Source organism: uncultured Formosa sp. (assembly GCF_947500765.1).
Taxonomy (GTDB): Bacteria; Bacteroidota; Bacteroidia; order Flavobacteriales; family Flavobacteriaceae; genus Formosa.
This window is the reverse complement of sequence record NZ_CANMTH010000001.1, coordinates 71,593-85,745: the sequence shown is the minus strand read 5'-3', so window position 1 is coordinate 85,745 and position 14,153 is coordinate 71,593. Positions and strand designations below refer to the sequence as shown.

Annotated in this window: 15 protein-coding genes; 14 read left to right on the top strand and 1 reads right to left on the bottom strand. The window is 31.5% G+C overall.

The features are described from left to right. The first annotated feature begins 37 nt into the window (after positions 1-37). Together Q1B05_RS00395 and Q1B05_RS00390 are read left to right on the top strand one after the other, a co-directional pair. The gene (locus Q1B05_RS00395) at positions 38-1,522 is read left to right on the top strand and encodes a lytic transglycosylase domain-containing protein (RefSeq protein WP_299777449.1); all 1,485 of its coding nucleotides are present in this window, start codon (positions 38-40) and stop codon (positions 1,520-1,522) included. A 23-nt stretch (positions 1,523-1,545) separates the two neighbouring features. Next, positions 1,546-2,526, top strand: a complete 981-nt coding sequence (locus Q1B05_RS00390) for a DUF4837 family protein (RefSeq protein WP_299776510.1) — start codon at positions 1,546-1,548, stop codon at positions 2,524-2,526. 69 nt (positions 2,527-2,595) lie between these two features. On the opposite strand, the gene tatA is transcribed toward Q1B05_RS00390, so the two are convergent. Further along, positions 2,596-2,784, bottom strand: coding sequence for a twin-arginine translocase TatA/TatE family subunit (gene tatA, locus Q1B05_RS00385; RefSeq protein WP_299776509.1), 189 nt, complete (start codon positions 2,782-2,784; stop codon positions 2,596-2,598). A gap of 117 nt (positions 2,785-2,901) precedes the next feature. Between tatA and Q1B05_RS00380 the strand changes: the two genes are divergently transcribed. The 12 genes from Q1B05_RS00380 (at position 2,902) to cysD (ending at position 14,142) form a co-directional block, all read left to right on the top strand. After that, complete coding sequence (locus Q1B05_RS00380; RefSeq protein ID WP_299776508.1) at positions 2,902-3,774, top strand: M23 family metallopeptidase; 873 nt, start codon at positions 2,902-2,904, stop codon at positions 3,772-3,774. Then, on the top strand, positions 3,771-5,273 hold the full coding sequence (locus tag Q1B05_RS00375) for a GH3 auxin-responsive promoter family protein (RefSeq protein ID WP_299776507.1): 1,503 nt from the start codon (positions 3,771-3,773) through the stop codon (positions 5,271-5,273). The genes Q1B05_RS00380 and Q1B05_RS00375 overlap by 4 nt, the downstream gene beginning before the upstream one ends. A gap of 27 nt (positions 5,274-5,300) precedes the next feature. After that, the gene (locus tag Q1B05_RS00370) at positions 5,301-6,989 is read left to right on the top strand and encodes a hypothetical protein (protein WP_299776506.1); all 1,689 of its coding nucleotides are present in this window, start codon (positions 5,301-5,303) and stop codon (positions 6,987-6,989) included. Then, a complete protein-coding gene (locus Q1B05_RS00365; RefSeq protein ID WP_299776505.1) occupies positions 6,990-8,078 on the top strand; it encodes a hypothetical protein in 1,089 nt (362 codons plus the stop codon). Continuing rightward, positions 8,068-9,087, top strand: coding sequence for a dTDP-glucose 4,6-dehydratase (gene rfbB, locus Q1B05_RS00360; protein ID WP_299776504.1), 1,020 nt, complete (start codon positions 8,068-8,070; stop codon positions 9,085-9,087). The genes Q1B05_RS00365 and rfbB overlap by 11 nt, the downstream gene beginning before the upstream one ends. Position 9,088: 1 nt before the next feature. Then, entirely contained in the window at positions 9,089-9,955 is an 867-nt protein-coding gene (gene rfbA / locus Q1B05_RS00355; protein ID WP_299776503.1) for a glucose-1-phosphate thymidylyltransferase RfbA, read from the top strand. Beyond that, positions 9,955-10,500: a dTDP-4-dehydrorhamnose 3,5-epimerase gene (gene rfbC / locus Q1B05_RS00350; protein ID WP_299776502.1), complete on the top strand. Its 546-nt coding sequence runs from the start codon at positions 9,955-9,957 to the stop codon at positions 10,498-10,500. The genes rfbA and rfbC overlap by 1 nt, the downstream gene beginning before the upstream one ends. After that, positions 10,500-11,348: a dTDP-4-dehydrorhamnose reductase gene (gene rfbD, locus Q1B05_RS00345; protein ID WP_299776501.1), complete on the top strand. Its 849-nt coding sequence runs from the start codon at positions 10,500-10,502 to the stop codon at positions 11,346-11,348. The genes rfbC and rfbD overlap by 1 nt, the downstream gene beginning before the upstream one ends. Continuing rightward, positions 11,349-12,143: a 3'(2'),5'-bisphosphate nucleotidase CysQ gene (gene cysQ, locus Q1B05_RS00340; protein ID WP_299776500.1), complete on the top strand. Its 795-nt coding sequence runs from the start codon at positions 11,349-11,351 to the stop codon at positions 12,141-12,143. 70 nt (positions 12,144-12,213) lie between these two features. Next, positions 12,214-12,633, top strand: a complete 420-nt coding sequence (locus Q1B05_RS00335; protein ID WP_299776499.1) for a DUF2061 domain-containing protein — start codon at positions 12,214-12,216, stop codon at positions 12,631-12,633. Further along, positions 12,633-13,238 carry an adenylyl-sulfate kinase gene (gene cysC / locus Q1B05_RS00330; protein WP_299776498.1) on the top strand — a complete coding sequence of 202 codons (606 nt, stop codon included), beginning with the start codon at positions 12,633-12,635 and terminating at the stop codon, positions 13,236-13,238. The genes Q1B05_RS00335 and cysC overlap by 1 nt, the downstream gene beginning before the upstream one ends. Then, positions 13,231-14,142: a sulfate adenylyltransferase subunit CysD gene (cysD, locus tag Q1B05_RS00325; RefSeq protein ID WP_299776497.1), complete on the top strand. Its 912-nt coding sequence runs from the start codon at positions 13,231-13,233 to the stop codon at positions 14,140-14,142. Before cysC ends, cysD begins: the two co-directional genes overlap by 8 nt. Positions 14,143-14,153 lie beyond the last annotated feature (11 nt).

Below are 14,153 nucleotides of genomic sequence, written 5' to 3'. Positions count from 1 at the left end.
AGCACAACAAGTAGTTGCAGAACGATTAACAGAAGATATGTTAGTTTCTGGTCAAAAATATGTTGTAGATACCGTTATAAGCGGTAAAAAATATTATAAACAAGATATAAATGTGATTACCGATTCTCTAAATATTGAGAATCTTAAAGATCATACTTACTCTGCAAATGTCGATCAGCTTTGGCTAGAAGAGTTGTATAATAATACGTTGTACGATTCTATTTACGAATCTGTAACAGAGCTTACTTTCGAGGATGTCGATTATCCAGAATTAAATACAGATACACTTAAAAAAAGACTATTAGAATTAGATGCAAAAACACCTTTTAATGTCGTTTACAACCCGGCTTTAGAGAGTGTTATTAAATCTTATTTAAAGCGCCGAAGAAACTCTCTTCAAAGACTAATGATGTTAAGTGAATATTACTTCCCGATGTTCGAGCGCGAATTAGATAATTATAATATTCCGTTAGAAATAAAATATTTAGCCATTGTAGAGTCTGCTTTAAAACCAAGAGCAAAATCTAGAGTTGGTGCTACAGGTTTGTGGCAATTTATGTATGCTACAGGTAAATATTACGATTTAGATGTGAGTAGTTATGTAGACGAACGAAGCGATCCTTTAAAATCTACAGAAGCAGCAGCAAAATACCTTTCTAAATTATATAGTGTTTTTGGTGATTGGGATTTGGCTTTAGCGGCCTATAATTCAGGACCAGGAAATGTAACTAAAGCGATACGACGTTCTGGAGGTTATGAAAATTATTGGAACATTAGAAATTATTTGCCACGCGAAACAGCTGGATATTTACCAGCCTTTTTAGCAACAATGTATATTTTTGAAAATGCTGAAGAATTAGGATTTTCTAGAGTAAAACCAGAATTTGCATATCTTGAAACAGATACGCTCCACGTGAAACAAATGATTACTTTAGATCAGGTTTCTGAAGTAACAGGAGTTAAAATTGAAGAGCTACAGTTTTTAAATCCGTCCTATAAATTAGATATTATTCCTTTTATAAAAGACGAAACCCATACATTACGTTTACCTATTCCTGCGATTGGGCCTTTTGTGTCTAATGAAGAAAAAATTTATGCATATGCTAAAGCTGAATTTAATAAAAGAGAAAAACCATTACCACAGTTTATAGAATCTGAAACGAAAACAAGATATACAGTTCGGTCTGGAGATTATTTAGGTAAAATTGCAAGAAAATTTAGTGTACGTGTAAGCCAAATAAAACAATGGAATGGCCTAAGAAGTAATAATTTAAGTATAGGACAACGTCTAACAATTTATCCAAGAAATTCGACAGTAACTCCTAAAAAAACAACATCAACTGTAGCGTCTTCAGGAACAAAAACTTCAAGCGGAAAAACCTATATTGTTAAGCAAGGAGACTCGTTATGGAGCATCGCTCAAAAACATTCTGGAATTTCTGTTGAAAATATTAAAGAATGGAACGGTATTAGCGGTACAAGTTTAAAACCAGGAATGACCTTAAAAATGTATAAAGGCTAATCATTCTGTTAAAATCGAACATTATGCATAAAATTCTATTTTTTGTATCAGCTTTTTTGTTGGTACTTACTGGCTGTAATGGTGGCAAAAAACAAAAACTTTTGTCAGACTCTTCTGGAAATCTTAATAACTTATCTGTTGTTGTTAGTAATGAAATGTGGCAAGGTAAGGTAGGTGAAGCTGTACGAAGTACAATGGCATCTCCCGTAGATGGTTTACCACAAGACGAACCATTGTTTTCTTTAAGTCAAATACCACCCCAGGTTTTTAGTGGTTTTGTAACAAAAAACAGAACGGTTTTAAAAATAGAAATAGGGCCCAATAAAGAATCAACAGTCAAATTTGCTAAAAACGTATTTGCAATTCCTCAAAAAGTAGTGGTTGTTTCTGGTAAAACTGAAGATGAAGTTGTTGAGCAATTAGAAAGTAATGCTTTAAAAATTGTAGAAGCTTTTAAAAGTCAAGAAACAAAAGAAAAGCAACGCAGAATTAAATTATCGCTTCTTAAAATAGATACTATAGAAAACGCGTTAGGTATTAAAATGGAGATTCCCTCTGCTTATCGAATTGCGAAAAAGGATGATAAATTCTTTTGGTTAAGAAAAGATATTACAACAGGAACACAAAATATAATGGTTTACGAATTGCCATTAAACAAACTTAAGCATAACGATAGTTTGGTAAATCAAATAATTAAAATTAGAGACTCTATTGGTAAAGTTCATATTCCTGGTCCAACAGAGGGTACGTTTATGATTACAGAAAAAGCATATGCGCCTTATTTATTTGAAAAGACATTAGATAATAAGCCCGCTATTGAAACTAAAGGGATTTGGGATGTTAAAAATGCCTTTATGTCTGGACCTTTTATAAATTATATGATTGAGGATAAGGAGAACAATAGATTAGTTGTAGTTGAAGGATTTACCTTTGCTCCATCTGTAGAAAAACGCGACTATGTATTTGAGTTAGAAGCTATCTTGAAATCTATAAAAATAGAATAATTACCTACAAAATATTACATAAAAAAGCCAACAATTAATTGTTGGCTTTTTTATGTAATAAATATTATATTATTCCTTTTTGTCTTTTTTTAAACCATCCTCTTCTTCTTTAGATGCGTCTTTAAACTCTTTTATACCGCTTCCTAATCCACGCATAAGTTCAGGTATCTTTTTACCTCCAAAAAGTAATAAAACAATAACCACGATTAAGATAATTTGTGGTGCACCAATAACTAAAAAAGTTCCTATAGAGATCATATTATTTCAAGTTTAAAAAGCAAAGGTAATAATTAAAGTTTAATATTGATGTTTTAGTAATAACTTTAGGAAAACATAAAGGTTTCATGAAATAAATTTATTTAATTTTGTTTCAAGATGAAGCAAAAGAAAACTAAAAATAAAAAAATAGCGAAGAAGTTACTGCATAAGTATCGTCTCGTTATTTTAAATGAAGACACTTTTGAAGAGCGTCTATCATTTAAACTTACACGATTAAATGTATTTGTAGTAGTATCATTATCCAGTATTTTTTTAATAGCCGGTACAACTATTTTTATCGCATTTACACCATTGCGAGAATATATTCCTGGATATTCCTCTTCCGCTCTAAAAAAATCGGCTACAGAATTACATTATCAAGTAGATTCGTTACAACAAGTGTTGCATGAAAACGAACAATTTTATACATCAATCAAAAAAGTATTAGAAGGAGATGTTTCTAGTACCAATATAGATAAAGATTCTATTATAGCTGCCACTAAATTTGAAGCAAGTCAAGTCGATTTAAGTGCTACACGAGCAGATTCAATATTAAGAGAGAAAGTAGATAAAGAAGATAAATATAATTTATTCGATTCTGCAACTACTGCCGCAAATTTTGTGTTATTTCCTCCTGTTAATGGTGAAATTAGTGAATCGTATAATGCAAACGATAAACATTTTGCTGTAGATATTATTGTAGCTAAAAATGCGCCAATAAAAGCCACTGCAGATGGACGTGTGATTTTTGCAGAATGGACCACTCAAACAGGTTATGTAATTATTTTAGAACATAGTTATGGGTTAATTTCAGTATATAAACACAATGCATCTTTAACAAAAGATCAAGGTGATTTAGTTAAAGCAGGAGAGGTTATCGCTACGGCTGGAAATTCAGGAGAGTTTACCACTGGACCACATTTGCATTTCGAATTATGGAGTGATGGCTACCCTATAAATCCAATTAATTTTATCGATTTTAAACCATGATGTCTATAAAAGCACTATTAGCAAAACCTTTTGCTAAATATATATTTAAGTCTGTTCAGAAATGGGCGAACGATCCTATAACAACTCAAGATAAAGTCTTTAAGGATTTAATTTCCGAAGCAGAATCTACGTTGTTTGGAAAGGACCATAATTTTCAAAATATAAAAACATTTGAAGATTTTGTGAAACAGGTTCCTGTACGTGATTATGAAGATTTAAAACCTTATGTTTTAAAAGTAGTTGAAGGAGAAGAAGATATACTTTGGAAAGGAAAACCATTATACTTTGCAAAAACATCAGGAACCACATCAGGTGCTAAATATATTCCAATTACTAAAGAAAGTATGCCTACGCATATTGAGGCGGCAAGGAATGCTATTTTATTGTATATAAACGAAACAGGGAATTCTAGTTTTGTAGATGGTAAAATGATTTTTCTTCAGGGAAGTCCTGTTTTAGAAATGAAGAATGGTGTAAACCTAGGGCGTTTGTCAGGAATTGTAGCACATTTTATTCCTAAATATCTTCAGAAAAATAGACTACCAAGTTGGGAGACTAACTGTATTGAAGATTGGGAAACAAAAGTAGATGCAATTGTTGAAGAGACTTTGCCGGAAGATATGACCATTATTTCAGGTATTCCTTCTTGGGTACAAATGTATTTTGAAAAAATTCAAGAGAAGACAGGAGAAAAGGTTGGCGATGTATTTAAAAATTTTAATTTATTCATTTTTGGAGGTGTGAATTATGAACCATACCGTGCAAAATTCGAACAATTAATAGGACGAAAAGTAGATAGTATAGAATTATATCCAGCAAGTGAGGGTTTCTTTGCTTATCAAGATAAACAACATGAAATAGGCATGTTGTTACAGTTAAATTCAGGTATTTTTTACGAGTTTATAAAAGCAGATGAGTTTTTTGAAGAAGCTCCTAAGCGTATCACGATAAAAGATGTCGAGTTAAACGTGAATTATGTAATGATTATCTCTACAACAGCTGGTTTATGGGCTTATAATATTGGAGATACGGTAGCCTTTACATCGTTAAAACCATATCGTGTTATTGTTACAGGACGGATAAAACATTTTATCTCAGCTTTTGGGGAACACGTTATAGGTAAAGAAGTAGAGCAGGCTATGAAAGACGCTACAGCAAATACAGATATTCGTATTTCAGAATTTACCGTTGCTCCACAAATAAATCCAGAATCGGGATTGCCTTATCATGAATGGTTTGTTGAATTTGAAAATGAACCTGAAAATTTTCAAGAGTTAATTTCTAATTTAGACAAATCGCTTCAAAAACAAAACAGTTATTACTACGATTTAATTGTTGGAAAAGTACTTCAGCCATTAAAAATTACTTCAATTAAAAAAGACGGATTTCAAGATTATATGAAATCTATAGGGAAATTGGGCGGTCAGAATAAAATACCAAGATTGGCTAACGATAGAAAAATAGCAGATAAGCTATATTCCTTAAAAGTAACTAAATAGTGCTATATTTGCACGGAAAACATTTTTATGGGTAACAAAAAACATCACGAAAGAACGAGAGCTCAAGAGAGTTCAGGTGCTATTGAGCGCATGTATATAACAATGAGACATTTGTTTAATCGAGGGTTTTATAAACCAATGGGAATTTCTGGTGAAACATTAAGAGAAGCCTTGCTGCTTTTAAGACCTGAAATTTATGGATCTGTTGGTGATGAAAAAGCAGAATTAGAAGGATTATTATATATAATTGATAGACTTCCTATTGGAATAGAAGAATGTCGTTATATAAACTTAACTAGCGATGAAGGTTATGCTAATTCTCATTTTAAAGCAATAATTCCTCCAAAAAGACGTCGTAACTGTTATCGCATTGACGATGATCAGATGAATATTGAAATCACTCGTGGACGATCAGAAATTTACGATATACTTACACACCTTACTTTTCTATTTATCGAATCTCATAAAATAAGTAAACGTGTTCTTATTGATGATGAAGGTAAGACGACTAGAGATTGGTTAAAACTTGAAAAAGGAGTTCTTGAAAATGAAGAATTAACAGATCCAGATAGAGAAACGGCGATTACATACACAGCAAATATTTTAGGTAGAACTTTTAACGAGATTACTGAAATTTACGATCAGTTTTCTACACCAAGTCGTCCAGAACGTTTATTACATATTGTATATTGGTTAGGTAAATTAGCGATAGAAGAAGTTATAAATAATGATAAACGGACTGTTACATTTAGTCCAATGTTACGAGAAAGATTAGGACACCATATTCATGGAGAAGTTTGGGCAAATAATATAAAACATGTATTATTTAAAAACAACTTATTAGAACGTCCTATTCATGTAATAAGTGCAAATATGCACAGTGTAATGAATACAATTTTTGCTCCAACAGCTTTAAAACCATTAGTAGCAAAAAAAGATGTTTTTGAAGTTTATGAAGCAATTAGTCACAAAGATAATAAGGCTTTGCGTACTAAAGTGTATAAGGAAGCTTTACAAAATGGAATGATTTTTATAGAAGATGCTTCTGGAACAAATATAGATGTTCAAATTTTTGATACAGCGAAAATTGATTTTTCTAAATTAGATATAGACTCTAATGAAGCTAAATTGAAAGAAGAAAAACCAGTAATCTTAGTCATGGATTATGCCTTTGGAGAACAGGCTTTTGAAACTATAGACGAACTTTTAAAACCTTATAAAGTAGCAGGTAAAAAAGTGTATTTAAATGTAGAATCTCTTTCTATAATGGGAAAAGCAGGAATACTTGAGGGTGGTAAAGGAGATATTATGATTCCTTCAGCTCACATATTTGAAGGTACTGCAGACAATTATCCGTTTAAAAATGAACTAAGTAAAGCTGATTTAGAAGGGCATGGTCTAAATGTTTTTGAAGGCACAATGATTACTGTTTTAGGAACCTCTCTTCAGAATAAAGATATATTGAAATTTTTCTATAACTCATCTTGGAATGTTATCGGATTAGAAATGGAGGGTACTCATTATCAAAAAGCTATTCAGTCAGCTTCTAAAGTTAGAGGTAATATTTCTCCAGACGTAAAAGTTAGGTATGCATATTATGCTAGTGATAATCCTTTAGAAACAGGAGGTACTTTAGCTTCAGGAGGTTTAGGTACCACAGGTGTTAAGCCAACGTATTTAATAACCAGGAAGATATTACAACAAATATTTAATTAAATGAACACAAATTTACCAGAGCATTCAAACTCTAATCAACCTACAAACCAACAAAATACGACAGATGAAGTCGATTTAATTGTATTGTTTAATTATATAGGGAAAGGATTTTCTAATTTTTTTAAATTTATAGGAAGCCTATTTGTTTACCTTTTTAAAGGAATTATTTATTTTCTGAAACCTATTGTACAGTATGCTAAAATTATTGGTGTAATCATGATTATTTTTGCTGTATTAGGCTATTTTTTAGATAAAAAGAAGCCAATAATTTATACGTCTAATATGTTGGTCAAACCTTATTATGATTCTAAATTCCAGCTTATTAATAATGTAAATTATTACAATTCACTTTTAGAAAATAAAAATTATAAAGGACTAGCAAATCTATTTAAAATAGATACTCTAATAGCAAAAAGTATAATTGGGTTTGAAGTAAATGCTGGACCAGAAACAGAGTCTGATTTAGTTTTAGAATACGAAGAATTTTTACAATCCACTGATTCTGCCACAGCAAATAGTTTTTCATATCAAAAGTATTTAGAAGGAAGAGACATCTATTCATCTAAAATCTATGAAATTAAAGTTAATGCAGTAAAAAATAATATTTTTCAAGATTTAGAAGTAGGATTGAATAGAACTTTTGAGAATACCTATTCTCAAACTTTAATGAATAAGAAGAATAAGTTATATGAAATTGAAAAAGGAAATATAAATTCATCTTTAGTTAAAATTGATTCTTTACAAAAAGTGTATATTTCCGTTTTAAAAGCTGAGTCACAATCACAATCAAGAAAGGGAATGACAATAGGAGATGGTTTGTCTTTTGAAAAAGATAAATCTGTGACTAAAGAATTTGAATTATTTAATAGAGAGGTTGAATTAAAAGCTCAATTAGTTCGATTAGAAAAAGACAATTTAGAAGAAGATGTGCTTTTCGATGTCGTTTCTAGGTTTCAAACTGTTGGTAATAAAGTGTCGGTCATTCATGAAAAATACATTTTAATACTACCAATACTAGCATTCATTATATTGTATGTGCTATTTTTAGCAACTAAAATTATTAAATTTATAAAAAATTATGAAGGATAAAACTTCAATTTTAGTAACCGGAGGAGCAGGGTTTATTGGCTCGAACTTTGTACCGTATTTTTTAGAAGAAAACAATGATATTCATGTCGTAAACCTAGATAAATTAACTTATGCAGGAGATGTCGCTAACGTATCTGAAGTAGAAAACAATCCAAATTATACTTTTGTTGAAGGTGATATTTGCGATCGTAATTTAATTGAAGAATTATTCGAGAAATATAAATTTTCAGGAGTAATCCATTTTGCTGCAGAATCTCATGTAGATAATTCTATAAAAAATCCAGATGCATTTATGCAAACCAATATTTTTGGAACATTTAATTTAATAGATGTTGCTAAGAAATTTTGGATGAATGGCCCTTTTGAGTTTAAAGAAGGTTGTGAAAATAATAAGTTCCACCATATTTCTACAGATGAAGTTTATGGTACATTAGGAGAAACAGGATTGTTTTTAGAATCTACACCGTATGCTCCAAATAGCCCATATAGTGCTTCTAAGGCGTCTTCAGACTTTGTTGTAAGAAGTTATTTTCATACTTATGGGATGAATGTTTTAACGACTAACTGTTCTAACAATTATGGACCGAAACAACACGATGAAAAATTAATTCCAACAATTATAAGAAAAGCATTATCAGGAGAAGATATTCCAATTTATGGAGATGGTAAAAATATCCGCGACTGGTTATATGTTTTAGACCACTGTAAAGGAATAGCTTTAGTATATAAAACTGGAAAGTTCGGTGAAACTTACAATATTGGAGGTAGAAACGAACGAGATAACATGTATATAGTAAATACCATTTGTGGTATTTTAGACGGAATATATCCAAAAGAAAAGCCATATGCCGATCAGATTACATTTGTAAAAGACCGTGCAGGACATGATTTTCGTTATGCAATCGATGCTACAAAATTAGAAAATGAATTAGGTTGGAAAGCTGATGAAAATTTTGAAACAGGAATTAAGAAAACAATAGAGTGGTATATCAATAAATACAAAAGTTAACATGAAAGGAATTATTCTCGCAGGAGGGTCAGGAACCAGACTACACCCTTTAACATTATCTGTAAGCAAGCAATTAATGCCAATCTACGATAAACCAATGATTTATTACCCGTTGTCAACTTTATTGTATGCTGGTATAAATGAGATTTTAATTATTTCAACACCAAAAGATTTACCATTATTTGAGGGTTTATTAGGTGATGGGAAAAAGTTTGGATGTAAATTCGAGTATGCCGTTCAAGAGGCTCCTAATGGTTTAGCTGAAGCTTTTATTATTGGAGCAGATTTTATTGGAGACGATAAAGTAGCCTTAATTTTAGGAGATAATATTTTCTACGGAACAGGTTTAGCTAAATTATTACAAGCTAATAATGATCCTGATGGAGGAATTATTTATGCGTACCGTGTTCATGATCCTGAACGTTATGGAGTGGTAGATTTTGATGAAAATGGACAAGCTATTTCTATTGAAGAAAAACCAGAACATCCAAAATCTAATTATGCCGTTCCAGGTATTTACTTTTATGATAACACAGTTGTAGATATTGCTAAAAATATAGTACCTAGTCACAGAGGGGAATTAGAAATTACAGACGTAAATAAAGTATACTTAGCACAAGGAAATCTTAATGTAAGTATTCTAGACAGAGGAACTGCTTGGTTAGATACAGGTACGTTTCAATCTTTAATGCAAGCCTCTCAATTTGTTGAAGTTTTAGAAGAACGTCAAGGTTTAAAAATAGGTTCTATTGAAGCTGCAGCGTTTGAAATGGGATATATAAATGAAGACCAATTTAAAGCTTTAGCTGCGCCTTTAATGAAGAGTGGTTACGGAAGAAATTTACAAGGACTTTTAAGTAAAAAATAATGATAGTTACAGAAACTAAATTAAAAGATTGTTTCATTTTAGAACCACAAGTTTTTGGAGATAAAAGAGGCTATTTTTTAGAATCATATAATGCCGAAACATTTAAAGAGTTAACAAAACTAGACGTTACTTTTGTACAAGACAACGAGTCTTTTTCTTCTAGAGGAGTTTTAAGAGGGCTTCACTATCAATTAGGAGAACATGCCCAAGCAAAGTTAGTTCGTGTGGTTAAAGGTGAAGTTTTAGATGTAGCTGTAGATATTAGAAAAGGATCTCCAACTTTTGGTCAGTACGTAGCTGTAAATTTAACCGAAGATAATAAAAAACAGTTATTTGTACCTCGTGGTTTTGCTCATGGATTTGTAGTATTAAGCGAGACAGCTATTTTTTCATATAAATGTGATAACTTTTACAACAAAGCTTCAGAAGGCAGTATTATTTATAATGATAAGACTTTAAATATTGATTGGCAAATTGATGAAAGCGAAATGTTAATATCTGAAAAAGATACAATTTCACCTTCACTTGAAAACGCAACCTTATAATGAAAATTTTAGTTACCGGAGGAAACGGACAATTAGCTGCTTGTATTAAGGATGTAAGTAAAGATGAAAAGCATCTACAATTTATTTATACAGACTCAGAAGATTTAGACATTACTAATCATCAACATGTTGCTGATTTTTTTCAAAATAATAACATAGATTGGTGTATTAATTGTGCTGCATATACAGCAGTTGATAAAGCCGAATCTGATGTTGATTTAGCCCGAAAAATAAATAAAGATGGCGCTAAACATTTAGCGATTGCTTGTAAAGCAAATAACGTAAAGTTAATTCATGTGTCTACAGATTTTGTGTTTGATGGGAAATCATCTGCATTATATTCAGAAACAGATGTTGCTGAACCTTTAGGAATATATGGATTAACAAAGCTAGAAGGAGAACAAGCAATTCAAGAAAACTTAGATGCTTATTTTATCTTAAGAACATCTTGGTTGTACTCAGAACATGCAAACAATTTCATGAAAACCATGTTACGTTTAGCAGAAACGAGACCTGAATTAAACGTAGTGGCAGACCAAATAGGTACGCCTACTTATGCAACAGATTTAGCATCAGTTATGTTATATATTATAAATGATAATAGTACTAAATATGGACTATTTCATTACAGTAATGAAGGTGTCGCAAGTTGGTATGATTTTGCAGATGCTATTTTTGACATTGCAGATACAAAAACAAAAGTTTTTCCTATTAAAACAGAAGCGTATCCAACACCAGCGGCACGCCCGCAATTTAGTGTCATGGATAAATCAAAAATAAAACAAGCTTTTAAAATCGCTATTCCACATTGGAGAGTAAGTTTAAAACAAGCTATTAAAAATTTATAGATGAATGAAAATCTAAAAATCGCTATTGAGGCGTCGTTAAAAGCAGGAGAAGTTATTATGCAAGTGTATGATACCGTTTTTAATGTGGAGTTAAAAGATGATAAATCACCGTTAACTGAAGCCGATAAAAAAGCGAACGATATTATCAATTCATTTTTAATTCCTACAGAAATTCCAATTATTAGTGAAGAGAATAAACAAACTGATTATGAGATTCGAAAAACTTGGGATACATGCTGGATTGTAGACCCTGTAGACGGAACTAAGGAATTTATAAAACGTAATGGTGAGTTTACTGTTAACATTGCGCTTGTAACTAACGGAAAGCCTGTTTTAGGTGTTATTTATGTGCCATCAGTGAAGACATTATACTATGCAGATGTTACGAATAAAGAAGGTTTTAAAGTAGAATTGAAAGATCATATTACGTCTATAGATTACATTTTAGAACATGCTATACCATTACAACCCAAGGCTGAAAATTCTAATCCGGTTCAAGTAGTTGGAAGTCGTTCTCATATGAGTCAAGATACACTTGACTTTGTCGATACTTTAAAAGCAAAAGGAAGCGAAGTTGAAATTGTTTCTAAGGGAAGTTCTTTAAAATTCTGTTTGGTTGCCGAGGGTAACGCTGACGTATATCCTAGATTTGCACCAACTATGGAATGGGATACTGCTGCAGGTCAGGCTATTTGTAATGCAGTTGGTGTTGAGGTTATTTCTAAAGAAACAGATCAGGCTTTATTATATAACAAGGAGAATTTATTAAATCCTTTTTTCCTAGTATCTCTATAGGATAATTGTTTTTGTTGAAAAAATGTTTATTTTTGTCTTAATCATATAAGGACACTCAGTCTATAGATAAATGAAAGATACTTCATATAAAAGGCACATAGTTAAAGCTATTACATGGCGATTTGTCGGTACTTTAGACACCATATTATTGTCGTGGCTTATATCAGGAGATCCATTTACAGGTCTTAAAATTGGATTAGCCGAAATTACAACCAAAACGATATTATATTATTTACACGAACGTGTATGGTTTAAAGTCGATTTGGAAGAGAGTAACAAGCGTCATATTTTTAAAACGATAACTTGGCGTATTGTTGGAACAATGGATACCATGACATTAGCTTGGTTAATCTCAGGAGACCCATTGATTGGATTAAAAGTTGGTGGAGCAGAAGTGCTTACTAAAATGTTTTTTTATTATTTACATGAAAAAGCATGGTATAAAATTAATTTCGGATTAGATAAAGATAAACGTCATACTCACGAATAATGAAAGAGAATATTATACCTCACGATTATCAAATATCTCGAGGAGATAGACAAAAAAAGAATCAGCATAACTCGTTTTTAATGTGGTTTACAGGGCTTTCTGGTTCTGGAAAATCTACAATAGCAAATGTCGTTGAGCAAAAATTATTTCAAAAAGGAATAAAAACTTATACCTTAGACGGTGACAATATTAGAAAGGGTATAAATAACGATTTAACTTTTGCCCCAGAAGATCGTACCGAAAACATCCGAAGAATTGCAGAAATTTCAAATTTAATGATAGATGCAGGTGTTGTAACTTTAGCCGCTTTTGTTTCACCTTACCAAAAAGATAGGTTAAACATTAAAAATATTGTTAAGGATGATAATTTTGTCGAAATTTACATCAATACAAGTGTTGAGGAATGTGAACGACGTGATACAAAGGGTCTTTACAAGAAAGCAAGAGCAGGAGAAATAAAAAATATGACAGGGATTTCGGCACCTTACGAGGCTCCAGAAAACCCTGATATAGAAATAAAAACAGAAGAGGTATCTGTAGAAGATGCAGCAAATAAAATAGTAGAATATATTTTACCTAAATTAAAATTATTGAGCAATGAGTAGTAATAAGTATTATTTAAATTATTTAGATGAATTAGAGAGTGAGGCTATCTATGTTTTACGAGAAGTTTGGGCTCAATTTCAAAATCCTGTTATTTTATTTTCAGGAGGAAAAGATTCTATTGTAATTACCCATTTGGCTAAAAAAGCATTTTATCCTTCTAAAATACCTTTTCCTTTAATGCATGTAGATACAGGGCATAACTTTCCTGAAACTATTCAATTTAGAGATGATATTATTAAAGAATTAGGTGTGAACTTAATTGTTGGTTCTGTGCAAGAATCGATAGACGATGGTAGAGTTGCTGAAGAAAAAGGTAAAAATGCTACACGTAATGCACTTCAAATTACAACACTTTTAGATGCTATTGAATCAAATAAAGTAGATTGTGCTATTGGTGGAGGACGTCGTGATGAAGAAAAAGCAAGAGCAAAAGAACGTTTCTTTTCTCATAGAGATGATTTCGGACAGTGGGATCCCAAAAATCAACGTCCAGAACTTTGGAATATTTTTAATGGTAAATATTTTGAAGGCGAACATTTTAGAGCATTTCCTATTAGTAACTGGACAGAAATGGATGTTTGGAATTACATAAAGCGCGAAAATATTGCGATACCTTCTTTATACTTTGCGCATGAACGTGAAGTAGTTTGGAGACAAGATGCATGGATTCCAAATTCAGAATTTTTAGTTTTAGAAGATCACGAAGAAGTCGTTACAAAAAAAATACGATTTAGAACATTAGGAGATATTACTATTACTGGAGGTATTGAATCTGATGCTGATACATTAGCTAAGATCGCAGATGAAGTTGCTGGAATGCGACAAACAGAAAGAGGAAACAGAAGCGACGATAAGCGATCAGAATCTGCCATGGAAGATAGAAAACGTCAAGGATACTTTTAAACCAACAAATA

Bases quoted from the DNA above. Each gene is read 5' to 3' on its own strand.
- Q1B05_RS00395 (WP_299777449.1), top strand. From the start codon at position 38: ATGTTAGTTTCTGGTCAAAAATATGTTGTAGATACCGTTATAAGCGGT.
- Q1B05_RS00390 (WP_299776510.1), top strand. From the start codon at position 1,546: ATGCATAAAATTCTATTTTTTGTATCAGCTTTTTTGTTGGTACTTACT.
- tatA (WP_299776509.1), bottom strand. From the start codon at position 2,784: ATGATCTCTATAGGAACTTTTTTAGTTATTGGTGCACCACAAATTATC.
- Q1B05_RS00380 (WP_299776508.1), top strand. From the start codon at position 2,902: ATGAAGCAAAAGAAAACTAAAAATAAAAAAATAGCGAAGAAGTTACTG.
- Q1B05_RS00375 (WP_299776507.1), top strand. From the start codon at position 3,771: ATGATGTCTATAAAAGCACTATTAGCAAAACCTTTTGCTAAATATATA.
- Q1B05_RS00370 (WP_299776506.1), top strand. From the start codon at position 5,301: ATGGGTAACAAAAAACATCACGAAAGAACGAGAGCTCAAGAGAGTTCA.
- Q1B05_RS00365 (WP_299776505.1), top strand. From the start codon at position 6,990: ATGAACACAAATTTACCAGAGCATTCAAACTCTAATCAACCTACAAAC.
- rfbB (WP_299776504.1), top strand. From the start codon at position 8,068: ATGAAGGATAAAACTTCAATTTTAGTAACCGGAGGAGCAGGGTTTATT.
- rfbA (WP_299776503.1), top strand. From the start codon at position 9,089: ATGAAAGGAATTATTCTCGCAGGAGGGTCAGGAACCAGACTACACCCT.
- rfbC (WP_299776502.1), top strand. From the start codon at position 9,955: ATGATAGTTACAGAAACTAAATTAAAAGATTGTTTCATTTTAGAACCA.
- rfbD (WP_299776501.1), top strand. From the start codon at position 10,500: ATGAAAATTTTAGTTACCGGAGGAAACGGACAATTAGCTGCTTGTATT.
- cysQ (WP_299776500.1), top strand. From the start codon at position 11,349: ATGAATGAAAATCTAAAAATCGCTATTGAGGCGTCGTTAAAAGCAGGA.
- Q1B05_RS00335 (WP_299776499.1), top strand. From the start codon at position 12,214: ATGAAAGATACTTCATATAAAAGGCACATAGTTAAAGCTATTACATGG.
- cysC (WP_299776498.1), top strand. From the start codon at position 12,633: ATGAAAGAGAATATTATACCTCACGATTATCAAATATCTCGAGGAGAT.
- cysD (WP_299776497.1), top strand. From the start codon at position 13,231: ATGAGTAGTAATAAGTATTATTTAAATTATTTAGATGAATTAGAGAGT.